Genomic DNA, 24,549 nt, shown 5'->3' on the forward strand with positions numbered 1-24,549 from the left:
ATAAAAAACCGGCTGCGTTTGCGCGCAGCCGGTTTTTTTACGTCATTCGTCCGCGCGTGGTTTGCGTGGCGCGCGTTCGGCGAGCGCGTCGTAGAGCCAGCGCGGCAGGACGTGCATCAGCATGCCCGCGACGCGCATCTGCCATGGAAACGTCGCGTAGCGCACCTTGCGTTCGATCGCGTCGGCGGCTTTCGCGGCGAAGCGGTCGGCGTCCATCAGGAACGGCATGCGATACGGATTGTGCGCGGTCATCTCCGAGCGCACGTAGCCCGGCGCGATCGTGACGACGGCCACGCCGAGCGGGCGCATCTCCACGCGCAACGATTCCAGATATTTCGCCACCGCCGATTTCGACGCGCTGTACGCGCCGCCGCCGGGCAGCCCGCGCACGCCCGCGACGCTCGCGATGCCGACGAGCGTGCCGCGCCGCGCGGCCGTCATCGACGCGACGAACGGCTCGAACGTCGCGACCATGCCGAAATAGTTCACGTCCATCACGGCACGGAAGGTGTCGAGATCGCCGTGGCCCGTCAGCGCGCCCCGGCTCATGCCCGCGTTCGCGATGACGACATCCGCCGTGCCGTGCTGCGCGATGAAGCGGCGCGCGGCATCGGCGAGCGAGTCGGGGTCGCGCACATCGGCGGGATAGATCGAGATGGAGCCTTGCGGATGACGGGCCGCGAATGCGGCGAGGGAATCGGCGCGGCGGGCGACGAGGCCGAGGATGGCCCCGCGCTTCACATACTCTTCGGCCATTGCAAGGCCGATGCCGCTCGACGCCCCGGTGATAAAGACCTTCAAACGAACTGCGGTCATGCGGAGCGTCGGTGCTTACAGCTTCTTGTCGCGGACTTGCTGGACGAGGAAGTCCATGACCTGCGTCGTCCCCGGCAGGCTGTTGGTCATCGCCGGGCCGGTTTCGTACTTGCCCTGCACGACGACCGTCGGCACGCCGTCGATCTTGTAGTCCTGCAGGAGCTTGGCGTCGCGCTGCACGGCGCTTTGCGTCGAGAACGAGTTATACGCGTCCATGTACTTCTTCGGATCGACGCCCTGCGTCTTGAGGAAGTCCGCCTGCGACTGCGGCGTCAGCAGATAGTTCTTCTTCACGTGGATTTCGTTGAACACGGCCGGCGTGACCTTTTCCGCGACGCCGAGCGCGTCGAGCGCGTGATACATCTTCGAGTGCGGAATGAAGTCGTCGCGGAATGCCACCGGCACGCGCTTGAACACGACGTCCGGACCTTGCTTCTTCGCCCATGCCTCGATGTACGGCTCGAACTCGTTGCAATGCGGGCAGCCGTACCAGAAGAACTCGATGACCTCGACCTTGCCCGCAGGCGCGGCGATCGGCTGAGCCGCCTGCAGCACGGTGTAATCCTTGCCGGCGGTGGGCGCGGCCATCGCGGAATTCGCGACGCTCAGGGATGCGGCTGCGATGCCGAGGGAGAGAGCCAACGCGCTAAAGATTTTTTTCATGATTGAAGAGATACGCAATGGAAACGCGACGGAACAAAAGCAGGCCCATAAGTGGGACATACGACGCTTAAGCCACGCTTAAGCGTCGCGGCGCTTCGACTTCGTTTGCTGCGTTATTGCTTCGTTATTGCTTCGAGAAACGGATGACGGCGGTATCGACGCCCGCATCGGACAGACGCTGGCGCGCGGTGTTCATGTCCTCGAACTTCGCGAACGGCCCGATCCGCACGCGATAGTACGTGACGCCGCCTGCATCGCGCTGCGTGACCTTCGATTCGAAGCCCTGGAAGCCGAGACGCGCGCGCTGCTGTTCGGCATCCGCCTGCGTCTTGTACGCGCCGACTTGCAGGAAGTAGCCCGTGTTCGGCTCGCCGGGCGCGGGCGGCGTGGTCTTCGCCGTCGTGGGCGCCGAGCCGCCCTTCGGCGGCGTGGCGTTCGCGTTGCTCGTCGCGGCGGGCGCGCCCGGTGCGGCTTCGGGCTTCTTCGCGGGCGCCGTGCTCGCGGTCTTCGGAGCCGATGCCGTTGCGCCCGACGGCGGTACTTCGACGATCTGCGGCTCGTCGAGCATGCCCGACGACTGCGTCTGATTGTTGGTCTGGCCCGGCGCGGTGTTGGGCGGCGTGGGCTGCGCGGCTTGCGGCACCGCCTGGCCCGGCGTCTTGCCTTGCAGCGGACGATTCGGATCGTACGGTTGCGCGGCGGCAGGCGCGGAGTTGGCCTCGGACGGCGGCGGCGCGACCTTCGCCACGAATGGCGTGGGCGCACGCGTGATGTACAGCGCGACGATTACGGCAATCGCGAGGCCGACGATCAGGCCCAGCACGATACCGATGAACGTTCCCCCCGTTTGCTTCGACTGCTTCGATGTGCGGCGTGGTTTTGCCATCGTATGAATCACCTGCGAGAAAGTCTTCTGGTTGGGCGACGATTATAGCGGCGGCTCAAGACAAGCCCGCGCCAGGCATCTGCTTGCGCACGCCGAAAATTCTGAATTCGTGCGTGCGCGGCAGAAGGGTCACATCTTTTGAGGAGCGGAAACGCCGATGGTCGCGAGACCGTTTTCGAGAACCTGACGCGTCGCCGCGAGCAGCGCGATGCGCGCGGTGCGTTCCTTTTCGTCGTCCACGAGCACGCGCTCCGCATTGTAGAACGAGTGAAATTCGCCAGCGAGATCGCGCAGATAGAACGCGACGGCGTGCGGCGCGAGTTCGTCGGCGGCGTGCGCGAGCATTTCGGGGAATTCGGCGAGCTTGTTGAGCAGCGCCATTGCGCGGTCGCTCGACAGCGGCGAGAGATCGGCCTGCGCTGCCTTCGAAATGTCGCCGCCGAACTTCTCCTTCCAGTCGTTCAGGATCGTGCAAATGCGCGCGTGCGCGTATTGCACGTAATAGACCGGATTCTCGTCGTTCTGCTTGAGCGCGAGGTCGATGTCGAACACGAATTCGGTGTCGGCCTTGCGCGAAATGAGGAAGAAGCGCACGGCATCGCGGCCGCGGCGGATGGTGTCCTCGTCGATCTGATCGGGCGCGGTTTCGTGGCCCGGCGTGAGTCCGCCCGACCATTCGATCAGATCGCGCACCGTCACGTAGCTGCCCGCGCGTTTGGAGATTTTCACTTCCTGGCCGTCGCGCATGACGGTGACCATCTTGTGCAGCACGTAGTCGGGATAGCCCTTCGGAATGCCGATGCCGAGTCCCTGCAAGCCGGCGCGCACGCGCGCGATCGTGCCGTGATGGTCCGAGCCCTGGATGTTGATGACCTTTGTGTAGCCGCGTTCCCACTTGGTCACGTGATACGCCACGTCCGGCACGAAGTACGTGTACGTGCCGTCGGACTTCTTCATGACGCGGTCCTTGTCGTCGCCGTCGTCGGTGGTGCGCAGCCACAGCGCGCCGTCCTGCTCGTACGTCTTGCCGGCATCGACGAGCGCCGCGACCGTCTTCTCGACACGGCCTTCCTTGTACAGCGACGACTCCAGATAGAACTGGTCGAACTTCACGCCGAACGCGGTGAGATCCATGTCCTGCTCGTGACGCAGATACGCGACCGCGAAATGACGGATGGCTTCGAGGTCCTCGACGTCGCCTTTGCCCTTCACCGGTTCGCCGTCCTTCGCCGCGACGGTTTCGCCCGCCATGTAGTCGCGCGCGATATCGGCGATGTACTCGCCGTTGTACGCCGCTTCCGGCCACTGCTCGTCGCCCGGCTTGAGGCCGCGCGCGCGCAGTTGCGTGGACGTGGCGAGATTGCCGATCTGCACGCCCGCGTCGTTGTAGTAGAACTCGCGATGCACGTCGTAGCCCTGCGTTTCGAGCAGGTTCGAGAGCGCATCGCCGAGCGCCGCCTGACGGCCGTGGCCGACATGCAGCGGGCCCGTCGGGTTCGCCGATACGAATTCGACGAGCACGTGCCTGCCGGCGTCGCGCGTCGAACGGCCGAACGCGGCGGCTTCGCCGAGCACGGCCGGGATCACGTCTTGCTTGGCCGTCGCCGAAAGACGCAGATTGATGAAGCCCGGACCCGCCACTTCGGCGCTCTCGACGAGACCCTTCGCGGCCGGCAGGCCGAGCACCGCATCGACGATCTGCTGCGCGAGCTGACGCGGATTCGCGCGCAGCGGCCTGGCGAGCTGCATCGCGACATTCGACGCCACGTCGCCGTGCGCCGCGACCTTCGGTCGTTCGAGGACGATCGTGGGCGTGACGAAGGCCGCTTCGCTGGCGCCTTGCGTGGCTTGCGCGACCTGCTTGACCGCGTCGGTGATGAGCGTTTCGAGAGTGTGTTTATGTGCGGGCAGCATGCTGAATGTGATCCAGTGGAGCGAGGGCTGACGGGGCGCGTTCCGGCGTGCATGCCGGCTCGGAAGGACGTCTTCGCGACGCGTTGGCCCCGCATGTGGTGTTGGCAGGCGAACGGAACCGGCCACCACATAAAGTGGGGATTTTAGCAGGTGCTAATATGTCGAATCAGGGTGTCGTCATGTTGTCAGGGAGACCGGCTCGTCTGCGCGTTTCGTTTGCAAACCGCCTATGACCCAACATAAACAAAAGGACCATGCCATGCTGATCACATTCAAATCCCCGGCCGCACCGGATGTCATCATGCTCGAGAACCTCGCGGAGTACTTGCTCGGCATCATCGGCAAGCAGCTCACGGCGCGGGGCGTCATCACGCACGATGAAATTCCCGCCGCCATTCAGAAGCTCGAAGCGGCGGTCGTCACCGACAAGAGAGAGCGCGCCGAGCACGACGGCCGTTTTCATGAAGGCGAAGAAGGACATGAGCCGCACGAGCTTCCCATCGGGCTCGCGCAGCGCGCGTTTCCTTTCCTCGACATGCTTCGCCTAGCGCAAAAGCACGACAAGGACATTCTCTGGGGCGTCTGAGGCGCGCGATTCGCAGCGACACAAAGAAAAACCCGCATCGTTTCCGATGCGGGTTTTTTTCTTCCGACGAAACGTCTGACGGCTTCAGTCGCGCTGCGGCGTGTTACTGCGACTGGCCGCCTTCCGGCCCGGCGGGTTTCGCGGGCGGATGTTGCTTCTTCGGCTTCTTCGGTTTCTTCTTGTGCTCGGTTTGCGGCGGCGAGTACGACGAAGCCTCGGTGCTGCTCGCCTGCGCGAAAGCGGCGGTACTCGACGCGGCGAGCAAAGCCGCGGTGATCGCTACGGTTACGGCGGACGTCATCTTCTTCATGCGACTTTCTCCGTTGACGAAAAGAATGCGTTGGCCGTCATGTCGACGGCTTATCGCGCTGACAAGTCTACGGAATTCAAAAATTTCCCGCCTGTTCCGTGCATATTCCGGCTATCAGTTGCGCGATATGTCGTTTTCACGATGCCTTAGCGCAACGGCGCGAGCGCGCGTTCGGCGTCGGAGGTCGAGATCGCCATGCGTTCGGCGTAGCTCGCGAGCTGATCGTCGCCGATCTTGCCCACCGAAAAATACGTGCTGTCCGGATGCGCGATATAGAAGCCCGAGACGCTCGCGGCCGGCAGCATCGCGAGCGATTCGGTCACGCTCATGCCGATCTCGTTCGCCTGAAGCACTTCGAACATGTCGCGCTTGACGAGGTGATCCGGGCACGCCGGATAACCCGGCGCCGGACGAATGCCGACGTACTTCTCCGCGATCAGCGCATCGTTGTCGAGCGTCTCGTTCGCGGCGTAGCCCCACAATTCGCGGCGCGCGCGCGCATGAAGCGCTTCGGCGAAGGCTTCCGCGAAACGGTCGGCGAGCGCCTTCAGCATGATCGCGCTGTAGTCGTCGTGATCGGCTTCGAACTGTTGTTCCTTTTTATCGACGCCGATGCCCGCCGTCACCGCGAACATGCCGATGTAGTCCTTCACGCCCGAATCCTTCGGCGCGATGAAATCGGCGAGCGAGCGGTTCGGGCGCATCACGCCATCGACGACCGGACGCACGCTTTGTTGACGCAGATTGCGCCACGTCATCGCCACTTGCGAGCGCGATTCGTCCGTGTAGATCTCGATGTCGTCGTCGTTCACGGTGTTGGCGGGCAAAAGCGTGATGACGCCGTTCGCCGTCAGCCAGCGGCCCTGAATGAGGCGCGAGAGCATCGACTTGCCGTCGGAGAACACGCGCCGCGCCGACTCGCCGACGATCTCGTCATTGAGAATCGCGGGATAGGGACCGGCGAGATCCCACGTCTGAAAGAACGGACCCCAGTCGATGTAATTCGCCAGTTCCGCGAGGTCGTAGTTCTTGAACACGCGCCGCCCGATGAAGCTCGGCTTCTTCGGCGCGTAGGCGCTCCAGTCGATCTTCGTCTTGTTGGCGCGCGCTTCGTCGTACGTGACCATCGGCTGCGCTTTGCGGTTCGCGTGCTGCGTGCGGATGCGCTCGTAGTCGCTCTTGAGTTCGTCGAGATACTTCGCCGCGCCTTCGTCCGACAACAGGCTCGACGCCACCGACACCGAACGCGACGCATCCGGCACGTACACGACCGGCCCTTCGTAATGCGGCGCGATCTTCACGGCGGTATGCACGCGCGAAGTCGTCGCGCCGCCGATGAGCAGCGGCGTCTGCTTGCCGCGGAAGTATTCGTCGCGCTGCATTTCGGACGCGACATAAGCCATCTCTTCGAGGCTCGGCGTGATCAGTCCCGACAGCCCGATGATGTCCGCGCCTTCTTCCTTCGCCTTCTGCAGGATGGTCGCGCAGGGCACCATCACGCCCATGTTGACCACTTCGAAGTTGTTGCACTGGAGCACGACCGACACGATGTTCTTGCCGATGTCGTGCACATCGCCCTTCACGGTCGCGATGACGATCTTGCCCTTCGGCCGCACGTCCGCGCCGGCATCGGCGAGACGCTTCTTCTCTTCTTCGATGAACGGGATCAGATGCGCGACCGCCTGCTTCATCACGCGCGCCGACTTCACGACTTGCGGCAGGAACATCTTGCCCGCGCCGAACAGGTCGCCGACGATGTTCATGCCGTCCATCAGCGGGCCTTCGATCACGTTGATCGGACGACCGCCGGCCTTGTCGATCTTCTGCCGCACTTCTTCCGTATCTTCGACGATGAAGTTCGTGATGCCGTGCACGAGCGCATGCGACAGACGCGCCTCGACCGGCTGATTGCGCCATTCGAGGTTTTCTTCCTTCTTCGCGGCGCCGGTCTTGAACTTGTCCGCGATTTCGAGCAGACGGTCGGTGCCGTCCTCACGACGATTCAGCACGACGTCTTCCACGCGCTCGCGCAACTCGGCGTCGAGATCGGCATACACGCCGAGCTGGCCCGCGTTGACGATGCCCATGTCCATGCCAGCCTGAATCGCGTGATACAGAAACACGGTATGAATCGCCTCGCGCACCGGATCGTTGCCGCGAAAGGAGAACGACACGTTCGACACGCCGCCGCTCACTTTCGCGTGCGGCAGGTTCTGCTTGATCCAGCGCGTCGCTTCGATGAAATCGACCGCGTAGTTGTTGTGCTCTTCGATGCCCGTCGCGATTGCGAAGATGTTCGGATCGAAGATGATGTCTTCGGGCTCGAAGCCGACTTCGTTCACGAGAATGTCGTAAGAGCGTTTGCAGATTTCCGTCTTGCGCTGAAACGTGTCGGCCTGGCCTTGCTCGTCGAAGGCCATCACCACCGATGCCGCGCCGTAGCGGCGAATCAGCTTCGCGTGATGAACGAACTGCTCCTTGCCTTCCTTCAGCGAGATCGAATTGACGATCGCCTTGCCTTGCACGCATTTCAGGCCCGCTTCGATCACGTCCCACTTCGACGAGTCGATCATGATCGGCACGCGCGCGATATCCGGCTCCGACGCGATCAGATTCAGGAAGCGCACCATCGCGGCTTTCGAATCGAGCATCGCTTCGTCCATGTTGATGTCGATGACCTGCGCGCCGTTCTCGACCTGCTGGCGCGCGACGGCGAGCGCTTCGTCGAACTGGCCGTTCAGGATCATGCGCGCGAACGCCTTCGAGCCGGTCACGTTCGTGCGCTCGCCGACGTTGATGAAAAGCGAGCCGTCGGTGACGTTGAACGGCTCGAGGCCGGAAAGACGCATCGTGTGATCGGTCATGTCTTGTTCTCTTCTCTGATTCAGGCGGCGTCGCGGTATTGCGAGGGGAAAGCGCGCGGCTTCACTTCGGCGAGCGCCTTCGCGATTTCCGCGATGTGCTCCGGCGTCGTGCCGCAGCAGCCGCCCGCGACGTTGACGAGCCCGGCGGACGCGAATTCCTTCAGCAATCCGGACGTTACGTCCGGCGTCTCGTCGAAGCCGGTGTCGCTCATCGGATTCGGCAGGCCGGCGTTCGGGTAGCAGGACACGTAGGTATCGCACAGCTTCGCCAGCTCGGCGATGTACGGACGCATCAGCGCCGCGCCGAGCGCGCAGTTCAGGCCGAACGTGAGCGGCTTCGCGTGACGCAGCGAGTTCCAGAACGCCTCGACCGTTTGCCCGGAGAGAATGCGGCCCGATGCATCGGTGACGGTGCCGGAGATCATGATCGGCACGAGTTCGCCGGTGTCCTCGAACAGTTGATCGAGCGCGAACAGCGCGGCCTTTGCATTGAGCGTGTCGAAGATCGTTTCGACGAGGAACAGATCGCAGCCCGCATCGAGCAGCGCCTTCGCCTGCTCGTAGTACGCGTCGCGCAGTTCGTCGAAGGTCACGTTGCGCGCGCCCGGATCGTTCACGTCGGGCGAAATGCTCGCGGTCTTCGGCGTCGGTCCGATCGCGCCCGCGACGAAACGCGGCTTGTCGGGCGTCGAGTATTTGTCGCAGGCTTCGCGCGCAAGCTTCGCCGACTCGATGTTCATCTCGGCGGCGAGGTCTTCCATGCCGTAATCGGCCTGGGCGACACGCGTCGCGCCGAACGTGTTCGTTTCGAGGATGTCCGCGCCCGCAGCCAGATACTGCTCGTGAATCTCGCGGATCACCTGCGGCTGCGTGATCGACAGCAGTTCGTTATTGCCCTTGATGTCGCGGCCGTAGTCCTTGAAGCGCTCGCCGCGATACGCGGCTTCGTCGAGCTTGTAGCGCTGGATCATCGTGCCCATCGCGCCGTCGAGAATCAGGATGCGCTTTTGCAGCAGCGCGGGCAGCGCGGCGCCGCGCGTATAGGCCCGCGCGGGGGCTTTCGGAATGGCGTTCTGGGTCATGACGGACGAGGCCTGCACCAAATGTGAAATAGCCTGACATTGTAGCCGCAGCGCGCAACGGTCGCTCCCGATGGGCGGGCGCGTGCGCGATTCCGGGCGGGCAAAAAAAGAACCCCGCCTGGCGCGGGCGGGGTCTCTGGGAAGTGGCGAGTGTCGCCTGTGCCGCTGGTCCGGGCGGCGGGGGGCGCGAGCGGCATGGCGCCGCACGCGCGCGTGCATGCATCAGTGAAGCACGACGGGTTGATTCATCAAGATATCGAACTGGCCGAGGAATTCATCGACATCCTCGAGCGACGGCTCTTCGGCGATCAACTGTTGCACGTGCTCGCGAAACTTCGCCGCGAGCGCGCCGTCGATGAAGATCTCCCGCTGCGTGTTCTTGTCGACGATCTCGTAGCCGCCCGCCTTCATGGCGAGGTGGTTGTCTTGCGGCGGAAATTCGACGACGCAATAGTTGGGGCTGTTGTAGATCATTTGCATGGCGACACTCCTTATTCCTTGTTTGCTCCGTGGCAATCCTGAATCGTAGTTGGAGCGATTGGGTTGGAATTCAAGGGGTGGCCTCGACGTGATGCCGGTTGTATCGAGGCTTTCTTTTGCAACAAAAACAGGAAGAATCAACTCGAACCGCGCAAGAAGTTCCCCAATAAAGCGGAGAAGCGCTGCGATTCCTCCACCGGTGCAAGGTGCGCGGCGTTAAGTAATTCGAAGCGTGCGCCCGGCACCGTGTCTGCGACAACCTTTGAAGCAGCATGCGGCGTGCCAACATCCTTTTCACCCGCGACGACGAGCGTGCGCTGCTTCACGGAAGCCAGTTTGTCTCGCGCATCGAAACGGCTGATCGCCTCCGCCGCGCGCGCGAAACCCTCGACGGGCGTGCGCGCGATCGTGTCCGCGATCGGCTCGGTCACTTCAGGGTGCGCCTTGCGGAACTCCGGCGTGAGCCAGCGTTCGAGCGTGGCTTCCACGATACTCGCTGTCCCGTGTTCGCGCACGGATGCTGCACGTTGCGCGAATGTCGGACGCGCGTCCTCGGGAATAAAGGCGGGCGCGCCCACGACCGTCAGCGAATCCACTTTGTCGGCATGGTTGATCGCGAATTTCTGCGCGACCATGCCGCCTATCGACAGCCCGACCACATGTGCCGAAGGCGCGCCGAGTTTGTCGAGCAGTTGCGCGAGATCGTCGGCGAGATCGTCGATCGTGAACGAATCCGGCGACACGGTCGTTTCGCCGTGTCCGCGCAGGTCGTAGCGCAACACGGTGAAGTCGTCGCGGAAGTAGCCGGCCATCTGATCCCAGATCGAAAGATCGCCGGCGAGCTGATGGATGAAGACGAGCCAGGGACCGCCGCCTTCGTTGTCGAGAACATAGCGTGTATCGATGCGATTGATCGTCAACTGCATATCGGCTCCGTAAAGAATGCGCTCGTGCCTGACATGACGGAGTGTGACGGCCCCGTTACGGTTTGTCCGCGGCGGGCGTGCTCGGCATGGCGGGCGCGGATTCATCAGACGCAGCTTGCGTGCCCGAGGTGACATCCTGTGCCGCCGCCGGCGGCGCGGCGAGCTTGCCTGCCCAGAGCAGTTCGATTTGCATTCCGTTCGGCTCGGTTTGCAGAATCCGCACGGGCAGCCAGCCGATCGACGGCGCGAGCCAGATATCGAGCTTGCGGCGGTCGCCTTCCCTGCGCGGCAGGCGCGTGAAGTGGCGCGCCGTCGTAAAGCCGCCGCGCGCCTCCACGGTTTCGTCGCCGACGGTTTCTATCGGCCAGATTTCGTTGCTGTCGTTATCCGCGACGCTGAATTGCCGCGTGACGCCCGGCTTGTACTTGTCCGGCGCGCCGCGCACGAGGCTCGCCAACTGCATGACGACGCTGAAGCGGTCCTGCGCGCCGTCCGCGAGCGGCTGGCTTTGCGGCGTTTTCGTGTAGACGATCTGCTTCGTTTCGCGATTGAAGATGGCGATATCGGCGGCACGGCGGCCGCGCTGTTCCGAATACTGTTCCGGCGCGATGCCGAAGCCGTCGATATGGCCTTTGCTCGAATACACATACGGACCGACGAAAGGCAGCGGGATCGAGACGATCATTTCGTAATGCTGGCCGTCGTTGCTCCAGTGGATCGTGCCGGTCTGATTCATCATGCCGTTCACGAGCGTGTCGTAACGTAAATCGCCCGTGGGCGGGACGCTGAACTTGTCGCCGGATGCAGCGTTGGATTGCGGCGCGGTCTGCGAAGCGCGCGACGGCGCTTGAGCCTGCGGCGTTTGCGCGGGAGCGGAAGCGGCTGCGGGCGCGTCGGGCTCTGGCGTCGCAGCGCTCAGCACCGGAGCGGGCGAAGGCTTCGGCGCAGGCGCGGCGGGCTTCAGAGGCGCGACGGGTTCCGGAGACGCGGCCGGTTTCGGCGGCGCGGGCGGCGTCGGCGCGGGCGGCGCGATCGGCTTGGGCGTCAGCAATTCCACCTGCACGGGCGGCGTTTCGGGCGGCGCGCTCGCCGGCTGACGGTTGTGCTCGATCCACCGCATCGCGCTCAGATGCAGGCCCGCAACGACGAGCACGGCCAGCACCCAGCGTCCCCAGCGGCGGGGCGCGGCGGATTCGATAGCGGCATCGGGCGGCTCGCCGGACGCGGGGCGAGGACGGCGGAATTGAAACAGTGACATCGTGGAAAGCGTGAAAAGCGCGTGTTACGGACGATCGGGAGAAAGGCATAAGACATGCGCGAGGGAAACGATGTTCCTGGCCCCATCGACGGACATTTTCAGCGCTCGCTCGCCTTGTGCCCCAATTCGTACGACAGGCCCCGTGCGCACTCGCGCAAGGCAGAGTCGATTTCGCCGCCCCAGCGCGTGTCGAACGTGCCTTCGTGCCCGAGCGCGATGAGACCGAGCGCGAGTTCGCCCGTCGAATCGAAGACCGGCGTGCAGAACGCGTGGATCGTCGGCAGCAGCATGCCTTCGACGCGCGCCGCGCCGTGCTTGCGCACTTCGGCGAGAAGCGGCTCGACATCGGCCATCGTCTGCTTCATTGCAGCGAGCTCGCGATCGAGCATCGGCTGCGTCTTGCTGCGCGGCAGATACGCGGCGAAAAGCAGACCCGTCGCGGATGAAAGCAGCGGCATCACGTCGCCCAGCTTGAGCGATGCCTTCGCCGGATGGCTCGATTCCATCCAGTGCACGACGGTCGGCCCCTGATTGCCCCACACCGCGATGCCGACCGTCTGATCCAGCCGGTCGCGCAGTTCCGCGAGCGCGATGCGCGCCAGCCGCACGCCATCGACGCGCGCAAGCCGCGCGAGGCCCATTTGCAACGCGAAACCGCCGAGTTCGTAGCGCCCGGAAACCGGATCCTGCGATGCGACGCCGAGCCGCAAAAAACTCACCAGATAGCGATGCGCCTTTGCCGGGCTCATGCCCGCGCGTTGGGCGAGATCGCGCAGCATCATCGCGCGCGGCTCGTTGGTGAGGACGTCGAGCAGCCGGAAGCCGACTTCGATCGACTGAATGCCGGAGCGCGTTTTTTCTTCGGCGGCGTCGCTGGTGTCTTCGTCGTCGGTGAGAGAGGTGGATTGCATGTGCGAAAAGGCCTATGCCGTTCGGCCGAGTGCCGGCGGCGGATTCACCATCGTAAAATACATTTCCTTTAACGTCACCCGCGTCACCACGCTCACTCGGCACTGCTCCATGAAACTTGCAACCTTGAAGGACGGCACGCGCGACGGCCAGCTGATCGTCGTCTCGCGCGACCTGCGCACGGCCGCAATCGCCGATGGAATCGTCTCGACGCTGCAACGCGCGCTCGACGACTGGACCTTTTACGCGCCGCAACTCATGGAAGTCTACGAAGCGCTGAACGCCGGCCGCGCGCGCAACAGCTTTTCGTTCGATCCGAAAGCCTGCATGGCGCCGTTGCCGCGCGCGTTCCAGTGGGCGGACGGCTCCTCGTACGTGAATCACGTCGAGCTCGTGCGAAAGGCGCGCAAAGCGGAAATGCCGCCCGAATTCTGGACCGATCCGCTGATGTATCAAGGCGGCAGCGACGACTTCATCGGCCCGACGGACGACATCGTGTGCGCGACGGAATCGTATGGCATCGACTTCGAAGCGGAAGTCGCCGTCATCACGTCCGACGTACACATGGCCGCGATGCCCGACGAAGCGCTTCGCAGCGTGCGCCTGCTGATGCTCGTCAACGACGTGTCGCTGCGCAATCTCATTCCCGCCGAACTTGCGAAGGGCTTCGGCTTTTTCCAGAGCAAGCCCGCGACCGCGTTCTCGCCGGTTGCCGTGACGCCCGACGAACTCGGCGACGCGTGGCGCGAAGGGCGCGTGCATCGCCCGATGATCGTGCACTGGAACGGCAGGAAAGTCGGCCAGCCGGACTGCGGCACCGACATGGTGTTCCACTTCGGCCAGCTCATCGCGCACGCGGCGAAGACGCGCAATCTGCGCGCGGGCTCGATCGTCGGCTCGGGCACGATCTCGAACAAGGACACGAAGCGCGGCTACTGCTGCATCGCCGAGAAGCGCTGTCTGGAGACGATCGAGCACGGCGCGCCGCAGACAGAGTTCATGAAATTCGGCGACAGCGTGAAGATCGAAATGTTCGACGAAGAAGGCAAGTCGATCTTCGGCGCAATCGATCAGGCGGTCGTGCAACCGGAGCCTTGAACGGGTTTCGCCCGATGCGGCGCGCCCAAGCCTCGCCTTACACTTTGCCGGGCTGCTCTTCGGGCAGCACAAGAACGATCAAAAAAAGGAGACTTCGATGGCGGCAGGCAAGTGGAAATTTCTGGCGGGCGCGGCATTCGCGCTCGCCGCCGCGACGGTGGCAACGGCGGCATTCGCGCAGACGGCGCAGCACGTGAAGATCGGTCTCGTGCTGTCGCTTACGGGGCCGGCCGCGTCGCTCGGCATTCCCGCGCGCGATACCGTCGCACTCTTGCCGAAGGAGATGGGTGGCAAGCCCGTCGACTACATCGTGCTCGACGACGCCTCCGACACCACGCAGGCCGTGCAAAGCACGAAGAAGCTCATCAGCGAGGATCAGGTCGATGCGATCATCGGTTCGTCGATCACGCCGAACTCGCTCGCGATGATCGATGTCGTCGCGCAAGGCCAAACGCCGATGATCTCGCTGGCGTCGTCGGCGAAGATCATCGAGCCTGTCGACGACAAGCGCCGCTGGGTCTTCAAGACGCCGCAAACCGACGCGATGATGGCCTCCGCGATCATCGCGCATGCGAGCAATCATGGCGTGAAGACGCTTGCGTACATCGGCCAGGCGGACGCGCTCGGCGAGACCTTCTACGCCGAAGTCGCGAAGTTCGCGCAGCTGCACAAGATCGAAGTGGTCGCGAATGAACGCTTCAATCGCACCGATCCGAGCGTGACCGGGCAGATCCTGAAGATTCTCGCGGCCAAGCCCGATGCGGTGGTCGTCGGCGCGGCCGGCACGCCCGCCGCGCTGCCGCCGAAAACGCTCGAGCAGCGCGGCTTCAAAGGCAAGGTCTATCACAATCACGGCGTCGGCAACCGCGACTTCCTGCGCGTGTGCGGCGCGGATTGCAACGGCACGTTCCTGCCCGCGAGCCCGGTGCTCGTCGCCGCGCAGTTGCCCGACGACCATCCGGCCAAGCGGCTCGCACTCGAATACATCAAACTGTACGAGGCGAAGCAGGGCGCGGGCACGGTCTCGGCGTTCGGCTCCTATGCGTGGGACGCGGGCATGCTGCTCAATCGCGCGGTGCCTATCGCGATGAAAGCGGGCGCGCCCGGCACGCCGGCGTTTCGCGCTGCGCTGCGCGATGCGCTCGAAGGCACGAAGAATTTCTCCGACACCAACGGGCAGGTCAACATGTCGCCCAACGATCACATCGGCCTCGATCAGCGCGCGCGCGTGATGGTCGAGATCCGCGACGGCAAGTGGGTCTATCAGCCGCGCTAACCTTCAATCGACGAGACCATGAGCGATCTATCCATGTATTCGGGCTATAAGTCGCTCGAACTGCGCCGCCATCCGCATGGCGTGCTCGAAGTCGTCATGCCCGGCGCGGGCGCGAACAAGAGCGGCCTGTCCACCGCCGACGCCAACATGCATCGCGAGCTCGCGGATATCTGGCGCGACATCGATCGCGATCCGGACACGCGCGTCGCGCTCATTCGCGGCGAAGGCAAGGGCTTTTCGGCGGGCGGCGATCTCGGGCTCGTCGAAGAGATGGCGAACGATTTCGACGTGCGCGCGCGGGTGTGGCGCGAGGCGCGCGATCTCGTCTATAACGTGATCAACTGCGGCAAGCCGATCGTCTCCGCGATGCACGGTCCGGCGGTCGGCGCGGGGCTGGTCGCGGGCTTGCTCGCCGATATTTCGATCGCGTCGAAGTCGGCGCGCATCATCGATGGGCATACGCGGCTCGGCGTCGCGGCGGGCGATCACGCGGCGATCGTCTGGCCGCTGCTGTGCGGCATGGCGAAGGCCAAGTACTATCTGCTGCTGTGCGAGCCGGTGAGCGGCGAGGAGGCGGAACGCATCGGGCTGGTGTCGCTCGCCGTCGACGAGAACGAACTCATGCCGAAGGCAATCGAAGTGGCGAACCGTCTGGCGCAAGGTTCGCAGACCGCGATTCGCTGGACCAAGTACGCGCTCAACAACTGGCTGCGCTCGGCGGGGCCGACTTTCGATACGTCGCTCGCGCTCGAATTCATGGGCTTCGCGGGGCCGGACGTGCACGAAGGCATGCGCTCGCTGCGCGAACGGCGCGCGCCGGATTTCCCGGGCGGCGCGCCGTTCTGAACCGCGCGAACCTCACACGAAAACAAGGAGAGTCGAATGACCGATAACGCCGGCGGCACGCCGCCCTACACGATTCCCGGTTTTCCCGGATTCGGCCAGGCCGACATGATGGGCAAGATGTGGGAACTGATGCGCCTGAATCCGTTCGCCGCCGCGATGCCCGGCGGCGGGCAGGGCATGGGCCCCTCCCTCTCGATGATGTCCGACATGCTCGCTCCGCTCACCAACATCGAAGAACTCGACAAGCGCGTGACCGACATGCGCGCCGTCGAGCACTGGCTGAAGCTCAATCTCAACATGCTGCAATCGGCGATTCAGGCGCTCGAAGTGCAGCGCGCGACGCTCGCGACGCTGCGCGCGTTCGGCGCGTTCGCTCAGACGTCCGTCGAGAGCGCGCACACCGCGGCGGCGGAGAATGCGAAGGCCGCGTCAGCCGGATGGCCGATGGGCGGCGCGGCGAAGACCGATGCCCCGAAGCAGGAAGCGTCGGGCGCCGCGCCCGCGAGCGAGGCATCGGCTGAAGGCGAAGACGCTTCGGGGCAGACTTCAGCGCCGCCGCCCGGCTTCGATCCGACCGGCTGGTGGAACGTGCTGCAATCGCAGTTCAATCAGCTTGCGCATCTCGCGATGATTCAGCCCGGCATGAGCGGCCCGCTCAACCCGATGGGCGCCGCGGGCGCGCAGCCGGCCGCCGCTGGTGAGAACGCCGCGGAGCAGCCCGCCAACGACGCCGATGAAAGGCCCGACGCGGCGGCCGCGAAGAAGGCGGCCGCGCGCAAGACGGCGCCGCGCAAGAAACCCGGCTGACTACGCGCGTTCCGGCGCGCTCACTTCCTTCACTACGACCGGCGGCGCGCATAGCGCCGCCGCGCTCGCCAATTCCCCTCGACGCGCACATTTCCGTAGCCGAAACGCATCTCAGCACCGACGCACATTTCGATTTTGTCTATGATGAAAGCTTGACGGTGCGGAATCTTTGTCCATCCATCGGCGTTGGGCACGCAACCTGCATCGAATGCGATATTTCGTTCGAACCGATCTGTCCATGACAAACTCATCAGAACAAGATTTCGATTCGGATTCGATCTCCGATGGCCCCGAGCGTCCGGAACCCGTGCCGCCAAGCGCCACAACGGCGGGCGCGACCGGCATAGGCATCGGCGCGATCGCTCAGGAGATTGGTCTGACGAAGGACACTTTGCGTGTCTGGGAGCGCCGGTATGGATTTCCGCAGCCGATGCGCACTTCCGGCGGGGAGCGGCTGTATCCGCAGGAACAGGTGACGAAGCTGCGGCTCGTGAAGCGATTGCTCGACGCGGGACATCGGCCGAGCAAAGTGCTCGGGCAATCGATCGATGCGCTGCAGCAACTGGCCGAAAGCTCGGGCGTCGGCCAGGACGCGCCGGACGCCGAGCTCGACCATCTGATCTCACTGCTGCGCGCGGGCGCTTATGACGATTTCCGCTTCGGCCTGCTGAAGCGCGCAACGCGCGACGGCCTCGAACGCTTCGTGCTGGATGTCGCGGCGCCGCTGTCGGCGCGCATCGGCAATGCGTGGGCGGCGGGCACGTTGCAGGTCTATCACGAACATCTGTTCAGCGAGGCGATCCAGTCGACGCTGCGCACGCTGATACGTCCGCTCTCGGATGCCGTGCGCGGGCGCAACGGCCGTCCGCGCGTGCTGCTCACGACGCTTTCCGGCGAAGGTCACGGCCTCGGCATCCTGATGGCCGAGGCGATGTTCACGCTATCCGAGTGCGAATGCGTGCAACTGGGATTGCAGACGCCGCTGCACGATATCGTCGATGCCGTGTCGGTGCACAAGATCGATATCGTCGCGCTGTCGTTCACGGCGGTGCTGCCGGCGCAGTCCATTTCGAACGGGCTGACCGACCTGCGCAACCTGCTGCCGCCGCACGTCCGCATCTGGGTTGGCGGCAGCAGCCCGGCGCTGCGCCGCAAGTTCGACGACGGCGTGCATCACATCGCGGGGTTGACCCCGATCGATGAGACCGTCGCGGATTGGCGTCAATCCACCGTGCTATGATCGACGACGCCCGAAACGTCGGGCATTGGCGCGGAAATCCGCATCAAGCGCGCATCGCATCGTTGTCATGCGCGCACGTCATACTGCGCGGCCGGCGCGGTTCCGGCGGCAGTTCGGCGCCACTTGAACATACCTCAGGCACAGGTTTCGCTCCTCACCCACGGTAGAACAAGACGCACAACAGCAACATTTGCACGGGGAGTGCAGTGTTTACGCGGGACGCGACGCGTTGCCGCAGCGCCAAATGTCGCGCTTCGTTGTCGCATTTCGTCTTCGGCCGACCGAATCCCGCGTAAAATTGAAAGCTTGGCTGCTCGCGTGCAAGGCATGTCTGCACGTTCCGGCCGAAAGTCAATACAGATATAACGTCGCATAAGTGGCATCAGGGGTGGACTATGAACACCATGCTTTATCCGGAACTTTATAAATCGCTGGAATCCGTCCGCTGGGATATGGAGAAGGACATTCCCTGGGACAAATTCGATGCTTCCCTGCTCACCGACGAGCAGGCCAAAACCATCAAGATGAACGCGATCACCGAATGGTCCGCTCTTCCCGCAACCGAAATGTTCCTGCGTGACAACCACCACGACAGCGATTTCTCCGCGTTCATGAGCGTGTGGTTTTTCGAGGAGCAGAAGCATTCGCTGGTGCTGATGGAGTATCTGCGGCGCTTCAAGCCCGACATGGTGCCGAGCGAAGAAGAGCTGCACGCGGTGCGCTTCGAGTTCGATCCGGCGCCGCCGCTCGAAACGCTGATGCTGCATTTCTGCGGCGAAATCCGCCTGAATCACTGGTATCGCCGCGCGGCCGAGTGGCACACGGAACCCGTCATCAAGCACATTTATGAAACCATTTCGCGCGACGAAGCCCGTCACGGCGGCGCGTATCTGCGTTACATGAAGAAGGCGCTCGTCAACGCCGGCGACACCGCGCGTGCGGCGTTCGCGAAGATCGGCGTGCTCATGGCGTCCGCGCGCCGTACGGAAAAGCCGCTGCATCCGACCAACCTGCATGTGAATCAGGCGCTCTTCCCGCGCGACACCGTGCAGTCGCGTTTGCCCGATCCCGAATGGCTCGAGCGCTGGCTGGACGACCAGATCCGCTTCGACGACAGTTGGGAGAAGAAGGTCGTCGAGCGCATTCTGCACAACCTGTCGATTCTGTTCGAGCGTTCGTTCGTGACCGCGCAGGAACTGAATCGCTATCGCAAGGAAGTGACGCAGCGGCTTCAGGCCGCGCCGGGCGGCGGGGCTGAACAGCCGGCCTGAGTTTCGGCTTCGATGAACGGACGGCTCGCCGGTCAGCACCGGCGAGCCGTTTTGCATTTTTCCCGTGCGAAGCGCCGTGGCACAATGCGCGCTTTCAGCACATCGCAACGAGCGCCGTCATGCCCGCTATTTTCGAACGCAAGATCATCACGCGCGAAGCGCTCGCCGCGCGCCGTCCGACGCTCGCCGGTCCCGTCGTTTTCACCAACGGCGTCTTCGACATCCTTCATCGCGGCCACGTGACCTATCTCGCCGATGCGAAAGCGCTCGGCGCGACGCTCATCGTCGGCGTGAACAGCGATGCGTCGGTACGCACGCTAGGCAAGGGCGACGATCGCCCGATCAATCGGGAAGATGACCGCATGGCGCTGCTCGCCGCGCTGGAGAGCGTCGACTGGGTCGTGAAGTTCGAGGAAACGACGCCGCTGCAATTGATCGAAGCCGTGCACCCCGACGTGCTCGTGAAGGGCGGCGACTACGACATGGGCAAGCTGGCCGAATCGGCACTCGTGCGCGGCTGGGGCGGCAAGGCGCTCGCCATCGCGTTCGAGCACGATCGATCGACGACCGCGCTCCTCAAGAAAGTCCGCGCGCAGAGCTGATTCGCACGCGCGCGGTCACTGCCCGAGCGGCGCGGTCTGCACGTTGGCGGCAGGCGCCGGTCCGCCGACGCGCGGCTGATCGAACGCTTCTTCGGGACTCAGCGGGCGCGTCGCGAGCGCCTCGGGATGAACCTGCTGCAATAAGTGATGCGGTTCGCGCACGCCGGCCGCGGGAAGCGGGCCGAACATGCCGCGCATGACCGCGAACATCAGCAAGTTGGCGAGAATCAGAAGGGCGATCAGCCAGCGCAGCATTCTTGGGCTCCGTCCGTCAATCAAATCAGAAAAGTCAGGATGAGTGGCGCGCCGTCGCGTCGCGCGCGATGAGCGCGAGGCCGGACAGCACGAGGGAATCGTGTCGGGTGTGCGGCACGTCGAGCGCGCCCGCGATTTCATTTGCCGCGCCGCCGCCCAGCACGAGCCGGACGTCGGCGCGCCAGTCGGCCTTGAGGTCGCGCCACGCACGCTCAATCAGGCTCGCCTGCGCGAGCAGGCATCCGGCGGATAGCGCGGCGGCGGTGTCGGTGGCGAAAAGACTGCGCGTCTGACTCAGCGCCTCACGCGCCGATGCCGCGTCGAGCGTGGGCAATTGCGCCGTATGGCTGCCGAGCGATTCCATCATCAGCGACCAGCCGGGCGCGATGAGGCCGCCGGTGAACACGCCGTCGGCGCGCAGTGCTTCGAGCGTCGTCGCCGTGCCGAAGGTCGCGACCAGCAGATGCTCGCCCGGATACGCCGCGCGCGCTGCGATCATGCCGGCCCAGCGGTCGCTGCCGAGTCGGGCCGGATCGGCATAGGTGTTGATCACGCCGCACTGCTCGGCGCGCGCGCGGACGACGGTGCGCGGCAGCGTCGGCCAGCGCGCGTCGAGCAGGCGCTGGATGCGGTTCTGTACCGGCATGCCCGCGACGTTCGAAATCCACGCGCTCGCCGGCGCGGGAAGTTCGGACCAATCGTCGAGCGCGGCGTCGTCGGCGACGGTCGAGTGATGCGCGTGCTCGAATGCGCCGTTCGCGAGCGACGCGCCGGCTTCATCGACGAGCGACCATTTGATGCGGCTGTTACCCGCATCGATGAGCAGATACGGCGCCTCGGTTCCCGACGCGTTCACGGACGTTCCTTCGCAAGGCGCAGCGTGAGTTCGCCGGTCGTGACGGCGCGCGGGCCTTCGGGCGCGTCGATCAGCAACTGGCCGCCCTCGTCGACGCCCGATGCGATGCCGCGCGTCACTTCCATGCCCTGGTCGATCAGCGCGACTTCACGTCCGGCCCACGCGTGCGCGTCGAGCCAGCGCTGGCGGAACGGCCTGAAGCCCTCGGCTTCGAAGCGCGGCAGCGCTGCGTCGAGCGCGTTGAGGAGCGCGGCGAGAGTGTCGGTGAGATTGGCGTCGGGCCATGCCCGCGCGAGCGCTGCCGGCGCGGCGCCGGGCGCGGATTGCGCGGCGAGCCGGTTGGCTTCGTCGACCTGCGCGGCGAGTTGTTCCGCGCCGTGCAGATTCATGCCGATGCCGATCACGACCGCGGTCGCGTCAGGCGTGTTCCACGCGGTTTCGATGAGAATCCCGGCGAGCTTGCCGTCGTCGAGCAGGACGTCGTTCGGCCATTTCAGCGCAGGACGCGCGGATGGCGTGAGCGGCAGGCGCGCGAGCGCATCGAGGACGGCGGTGCCGATGGCGAGACTCAGACCCGACAGCCCTTCGATCGGCCGCCGCAGCACGCAGCCGACCGACATCAGCAGCGCATTGCCCGGTTCGGCGAGCCACGCGCGCCCGCGCCGCCCGCGACCGGCGGATTGCGAGTACGCGACGAGGACGACGGGTGCAGGCGTGCCGTCGCGTCGCGAGGCGCGCAACTGCTCCAAAACGTCGGCGTTGGTGGAGCCCGTTTCGTCGACGATGTCGATGGTCCAGTCGAGAGCGGGCCGCTCGGCAAGCGTCGCAAGCCGCGAGCGGTCGATGCGCCAGGGCGCGTCGGGGGCGAAGGGAGCGATAGGAGAGGGGGTCATGGCGGGTATTGTAGCCGTGGGATGCGTGTTCGAAGCCCGTGAAACTCCGCTTCAGCGCGTCTTGTCGCTCGGATACCGCCGCCGTGCATGCAGCGAGTCCAGTACGGTGACGCGGTCCGTCGCACGGTAAACCACCAAGTAATTCGGATGAACCACCATCTCTCTGGTATTCGAGACCCTTCCGTGACGATAGATGTATGGAACATCCGCTAACGTCCGGACTGCTTCCCTGTTCATCGAAAGTAGATTGTCGGCCGCTTGCGGATCACGCTCTTCAATGTATTCGTAGATTTCCCTGAGTTGTCTCCGTGCGCGCGGCCGCCAATCAACGAGCATTCCGTGCCTTTCGCTTGGCCGCCACGAGCGCATCCATTTCCGCGAATACTTGATCGTTGGGAATCGACGGCTCCGGGTCCGCAAGTGACGCTTCTACCTCCGCGCGGAACCAGGCGTCATACAGTTCAGCCTCTTCGAGCGAATCGAGTTCGGAAATAAGCGGATCGAGTCGTTTGTCCATTGCGGTTGCACCGGAGTTGTCGAAACCATGATAGGTCAGCGACTCAAGTGCACCGCAACACGGAAATTCCGATCCTTGCGCCTTCCAGCCGAAACCCGCCTGCCACCATCCCCGCGTCCCCCCGACACTCTTCGCTACAATGTCCTCTCCCCTTTAACCGCGTCTCATCGCGCCATCGATCCTTGGACTTCGACACGCCGCCGCGCCTAAGAGTGGAAGCCGGTCTGCAGGGCAAGGTGGTCCGGCTATCGGGCCAGTGGACCGCGCTCGCGCTCGCTCGCGATCGCGCGAAGAGCGGCGTCACGCGGCGTCTGCGCGCCATCGGGCGCGAGGCGATCAGCCAGTGGGATCTGCTTTCCGTCGAGCGGCTCGATCACGTCGGCGGCCAGGCGCTCTGGCGCGTGTGGGGACGCAAGATGCCCGCGACCATCGCGCTGTCCGACACGCAGCGCGAAATCTTCGAGCGCGTCGCGCTGCTCGACGCCGAACGCGAGGAACCCGAAGCCGTCGATCGCGTCGATCCGGTCACGCGGCTCGGCCAGCTCATCTTCGGTTTCTTCGATCACCTGTACGGCGGCCTCGCGATGTTCGGCGCCTTCGTGCTCGATCTCATCGGGCTGGTGCGGCGCCCGCAGCGCATTCCGTGGACGGAAATCTCCGCGAACATCTACAGCGCCGGCGCACAGGCGCTCGCGATCACCGCGCTCGTCGCGTTCCTGATCGGCATCGTGTTGAGCTACTTGTCCGCGCAGCAGTTGCAGGCGTTCGGGGCGAACCAGTACATCGTCAATATTCTCGGGCTTTCCGTGATCCGCGAGCTCGGGCCAGTGCTTTCCGCGATTCTCGTCGCGGGCCGCTCGGGTTCGGCGATCACCGCGCAGATCGGCGTGATGCGCGTCACCGAAGAACTCGACGCGATGCAGGTCATGGGCATTCCGCATAGCCTGCGCCTCGTGCTGCCGCGCGTGATCGCGCTCGGCATCGCAATGCCGCTGCTCGTCATGTGGACCAACATCATCGCGCTGACGGGCGGCGCGCTCGCGGCGAAGCTCGTGCTGTCCATCGACATGAACTTCTTCATTCGCTCGCTGCCGTCGGTCGTGCCGATCGCGAATCTGTGGATCGGGCTCGGCAAGGGCGTCGTGTTCGGCATGCTGATCGCGCTCGCCGCGTGTCACTTCGGCTTTCGCATCAAGGCGAATTCGCAGAGTCTCGGCGAAGGCACGACGACGTCCGTGGTGACGTCGATCACCATCGTCATTCTCGCGGACGCCGTCTTCGCGATCCTGTTCCAGAACGTCGGACTCTGACCGCCATGTCGACCACGCTCGCCACCGCCGTTCGTCATCAGCCGCCGCCCGTCATCGCGGAACCGGTGATCGAAGTGCGCGATCTCACCAAGCGCTACGGGCGCACGGTGATTCACGAGCATCTGAATCTGGATGTGCGGCGCGGCGAGATCGTCGCGTTGCTCGGCGGTTCGGGCTCGGGCAAGACCACGCTCGTGCGGCAGATTCTCGGCCTCGAGTCGCCGACATCGGGCACCATTCGCGTGCTCGGCGAGGAATGGGCGCAAATGGACGACGAAACCGCGAAGATGCTGCGCACGCGCTCCGGCATGATGTTTCAGCAAGGCGCGCTGTTTTCGTCGCTGACGGTATATGACAACATCGCGCAGCCGTTTCGCGAACTCGGCAAGATTCCCGAGGACCTGATCCGCGAATTCGTGATGCTGAAGCTCGAAATGGTCGGCCTGTCGTGCAAGCACGCGAGCAAGATGCCGTCCGCGTTGTCGGGCGGAATGGTGAAGCGCGTCGGCATCGCGCGGGCGATCGCGCTCGAGCCCGAACTGCTGTTCCTCGACGAACCCACGGCCGGTCTCGATCCGAAGGCATCGGACGAATTCGTCGATCTGATCGCGACGCTGCATCGCGCGCTCGGTCTGACGGTCGTGATGGTCACGCACGATCTCGACACCATGGTCGCGCTGTCCACGCGCGTCGCGGTGCTGGCGGATCATCGCGTGCTCGTCGCGGCGCCGGTGGAAGAGGCGTGCGCGGTGGATCATCCGTTCATCCGCGAGTACTTTCTGGGGCGACGCGGCCGCCGCGCGTTGCAGGCATTGCCGTCCGAGCGCCGCGCGAAGCTGCCGCCGGCCGCGCTCGAAGATGCGCCGATCGCCGTGAACAAGTAA

26 protein-coding genes are annotated in these 24,549 nt (G+C 64.4%); 10 read left to right on the plus strand and 16 right to left on the minus strand.

Annotated elements, in window-relative coordinates:
• Positions 1–42 precede the first annotated feature (42 nt).
• The 4 genes from LDZ23_RS00635 to argS form a co-directional block, all read right to left on the minus strand.
• Positions 43–816 carry an SDR family oxidoreductase gene (locus LDZ23_RS00635; RefSeq protein ID WP_008351862.1) on the minus strand — a complete coding sequence of 258 codons (774 nt, stop codon included), beginning with the start codon at positions 814–816 and terminating at the stop codon, positions 43–45.
• Between the two features lie 15 nt (positions 817–831).
• Positions 832–1,479, minus strand: coding sequence for a thiol:disulfide interchange protein DsbA/DsbL (locus tag LDZ23_RS00640; RefSeq protein ID WP_033536554.1), 648 nt, complete (start codon positions 1,477–1,479; stop codon positions 832–834).
• A gap of 124 nt (positions 1,480–1,603) precedes the next feature.
• Positions 1,604–2,365, minus strand: a complete 762-nt coding sequence (locus LDZ23_RS00645; RefSeq protein WP_008351857.1) for an SPOR domain-containing protein — start codon at positions 2,363–2,365, stop codon at positions 1,604–1,606.
• Between the two features lie 129 nt (positions 2,366–2,494).
• Positions 2,495–4,279 (minus strand): arginine--tRNA ligase, encoded by a 1,785-nt coding sequence (gene argS / locus LDZ23_RS00650; RefSeq protein WP_008351855.1) that lies wholly within the window; start codon positions 4,277–4,279, stop codon positions 2,495–2,497.
• A 259-nt stretch (positions 4,280–4,538) separates the two neighbouring features.
• On the opposite strand from argS, the gene LDZ23_RS00655 reads away from it, so the two are divergent.
• On the plus strand, positions 4,539–4,865 hold the full coding sequence (locus LDZ23_RS00655; RefSeq protein WP_008351853.1) for a DUF1840 domain-containing protein: 327 nt from the start codon (positions 4,539–4,541) through the stop codon (positions 4,863–4,865).
• 103 nt (positions 4,866–4,968) lie between these two features.
• Here the strand turns inward: LDZ23_RS00655 and LDZ23_RS00660 are convergent, their stop codons facing one another.
• From LDZ23_RS00660 to LDZ23_RS00690, 7 genes are all read right to left on the minus strand, one after another.
• The gene (locus LDZ23_RS00660) at positions 4,969–5,175 is read right to left on the minus strand and encodes a hypothetical protein (RefSeq protein ID WP_008351852.1); all 207 of its coding nucleotides are present in this window, start codon (positions 5,173–5,175) and stop codon (positions 4,969–4,971) included.
• A gap of 146 nt (positions 5,176–5,321) precedes the next feature.
• Positions 5,322–8,063, minus strand: coding sequence for a methionine synthase (metH, locus tag LDZ23_RS00665; protein WP_268811664.1), 2,742 nt, complete (start codon positions 8,061–8,063; stop codon positions 5,322–5,324).
• Positions 8,060–9,121 carry a homocysteine S-methyltransferase family protein gene (locus LDZ23_RS00670; RefSeq protein ID WP_008351850.1) on the minus strand — a complete coding sequence of 354 codons (1,062 nt, stop codon included), beginning with the start codon at positions 9,119–9,121 and terminating at the stop codon, positions 8,060–8,062. Before LDZ23_RS00670 ends, metH begins: the two co-directional genes overlap by 4 nt.
• Before the next feature lie 222 nt (positions 9,122–9,343).
• Positions 9,344–9,601 (minus strand): BTH_I0359 family protein, encoded by a 258-nt coding sequence (locus LDZ23_RS00675; protein WP_008351849.1) that lies wholly within the window; start codon positions 9,599–9,601, stop codon positions 9,344–9,346.
• Positions 9,602–9,738: 137 nt separating this feature from the next.
• The gene (locus tag LDZ23_RS00680; RefSeq protein ID WP_008351848.1) at positions 9,739–10,527 is read right to left on the minus strand and encodes an alpha/beta fold hydrolase; all 789 of its coding nucleotides are present in this window, start codon (positions 10,525–10,527) and stop codon (positions 9,739–9,741) included.
• Between the two features lie 55 nt (positions 10,528–10,582).
• Positions 10,583–11,785, minus strand: a complete 1,203-nt coding sequence (locus tag LDZ23_RS00685) for a DUF3108 domain-containing protein (protein ID WP_008351847.1) — start codon at positions 11,783–11,785, stop codon at positions 10,583–10,585.
• A gap of 98 nt (positions 11,786–11,883) precedes the next feature.
• Positions 11,884–12,696, minus strand: a complete 813-nt coding sequence (locus LDZ23_RS00690; protein ID WP_008351846.1) for an IclR family transcriptional regulator — start codon at positions 12,694–12,696, stop codon at positions 11,884–11,886.
• 109 nt (positions 12,697–12,805) lie between these two features.
• Here LDZ23_RS00690 and LDZ23_RS00695 point away from each other — a divergent pair, with 109 nt between their 5' ends.
• The 7 genes from LDZ23_RS00695 to rfaE2 all read left to right on the plus strand — a co-directional run bounded on the left by LDZ23_RS00695 (position 12,806) and on the right by rfaE2 (position 19,834).
• Positions 12,806–13,792, plus strand: a complete 987-nt coding sequence (locus tag LDZ23_RS00695) for a fumarylacetoacetate hydrolase family protein (RefSeq protein ID WP_008351845.1) — start codon at positions 12,806–12,808, stop codon at positions 13,790–13,792.
• Between the two features lie 97 nt (positions 13,793–13,889).
• Positions 13,890–15,068 carry an ABC transporter substrate-binding protein gene (locus LDZ23_RS00700; RefSeq protein ID WP_008351844.1) on the plus strand — a complete coding sequence of 393 codons (1,179 nt, stop codon included), beginning with the start codon at positions 13,890–13,892 and terminating at the stop codon, positions 15,066–15,068.
• 18 nt (positions 15,069–15,086) lie between these two features.
• A complete protein-coding gene (locus LDZ23_RS00705) occupies positions 15,087–15,914 on the plus strand; it encodes an enoyl-CoA hydratase/isomerase family protein (protein WP_008351843.1) in 828 nt (275 codons plus the stop codon).
• Between the two features lie 36 nt (positions 15,915–15,950).
• Positions 15,951–16,721, plus strand: a complete 771-nt coding sequence (locus LDZ23_RS00710; protein ID WP_008351840.1) for a PhaM family polyhydroxyalkanoate granule multifunctional regulatory protein — start codon at positions 15,951–15,953, stop codon at positions 16,719–16,721.
• A 238-nt stretch (positions 16,722–16,959) separates the two neighbouring features.
• Positions 16,960–17,961 (plus strand): MerR family transcriptional regulator, encoded by a 1,002-nt coding sequence (locus tag LDZ23_RS00715; RefSeq protein ID WP_144403733.1) that lies wholly within the window; start codon positions 16,960–16,962, stop codon positions 17,959–17,961.
• Between the two features lie 395 nt (positions 17,962–18,356).
• Positions 18,357–19,232: a ferritin family protein gene (locus tag LDZ23_RS00720; protein ID WP_033536551.1), complete on the plus strand. Its 876-nt coding sequence runs from the start codon at positions 18,357–18,359 to the stop codon at positions 19,230–19,232.
• Positions 19,233–19,351: 119 nt separating this feature from the next.
• Positions 19,352–19,834 carry a D-glycero-beta-D-manno-heptose 1-phosphate adenylyltransferase gene (rfaE2, locus tag LDZ23_RS00725; protein ID WP_008351834.1) on the plus strand — a complete coding sequence of 161 codons (483 nt, stop codon included), beginning with the start codon at positions 19,352–19,354 and terminating at the stop codon, positions 19,832–19,834.
• A gap of 15 nt (positions 19,835–19,849) precedes the next feature.
• Here rfaE2 and LDZ23_RS00730 read toward each other — a convergent pair whose 3' ends face one another.
• The 5 genes from LDZ23_RS00730 to relB are packed head-to-tail and all read right to left on the minus strand — an operon-like array spanning position 19,850 to position 22,355.
• On the minus strand, positions 19,850–20,089 hold the full coding sequence (locus tag LDZ23_RS00730; protein WP_008351832.1) for a hypothetical protein: 240 nt from the start codon (positions 20,087–20,089) through the stop codon (positions 19,850–19,852).
• 34 nt (positions 20,090–20,123) lie between these two features.
• Positions 20,124–20,945, minus strand: a complete 822-nt coding sequence (locus LDZ23_RS00735) for a type III pantothenate kinase (protein ID WP_008351830.1) — start codon at positions 20,943–20,945, stop codon at positions 20,124–20,126.
• The gene (locus LDZ23_RS00740; protein WP_008351828.1) at positions 20,942–21,838 is read right to left on the minus strand and encodes a biotin--[acetyl-CoA-carboxylase] ligase; all 897 of its coding nucleotides are present in this window, start codon (positions 21,836–21,838) and stop codon (positions 20,942–20,944) included. The genes LDZ23_RS00735 and LDZ23_RS00740 overlap by 4 nt, the downstream gene beginning before the upstream one ends.
• A 51-nt stretch (positions 21,839–21,889) precedes the next feature.
• The gene (locus LDZ23_RS00745) at positions 21,890–22,207 is read right to left on the minus strand and encodes a type II toxin-antitoxin system RelE/ParE family toxin (RefSeq protein ID WP_309779193.1); all 318 of its coding nucleotides are present in this window, start codon (positions 22,205–22,207) and stop codon (positions 21,890–21,892) included.
• Positions 22,164–22,355: a type II toxin-antitoxin system RelB family antitoxin gene (relB, locus tag LDZ23_RS00750; RefSeq protein WP_008351825.1), complete on the minus strand. Its 192-nt coding sequence runs from the start codon at positions 22,353–22,355 to the stop codon at positions 22,164–22,166. The genes LDZ23_RS00745 and relB overlap by 44 nt, the downstream gene beginning before the upstream one ends.
• Before the next feature lie 182 nt (positions 22,356–22,537).
• Here relB and LDZ23_RS00755 point away from each other — a divergent pair, with 182 nt between their 5' ends.
• Complete coding sequence (locus LDZ23_RS00755) at positions 22,538–23,665, plus strand: MlaE family ABC transporter permease (RefSeq protein ID WP_008351824.1); 1,128 nt, start codon at positions 22,538–22,540, stop codon at positions 23,663–23,665.
• 5 nt (positions 23,666–23,670) lie between these two features.
• Positions 23,671–24,549, plus strand: coding sequence for an ABC transporter ATP-binding protein (locus LDZ23_RS00760; RefSeq protein WP_008351823.1), 879 nt, complete (start codon positions 23,671–23,673; stop codon positions 24,547–24,549).

The organism is Caballeronia zhejiangensis (assembly GCF_022879815.1).
Lineage (GTDB): Bacteria > Pseudomonadota > Gammaproteobacteria > Burkholderiales > Burkholderiaceae > Caballeronia > Caballeronia zhejiangensis.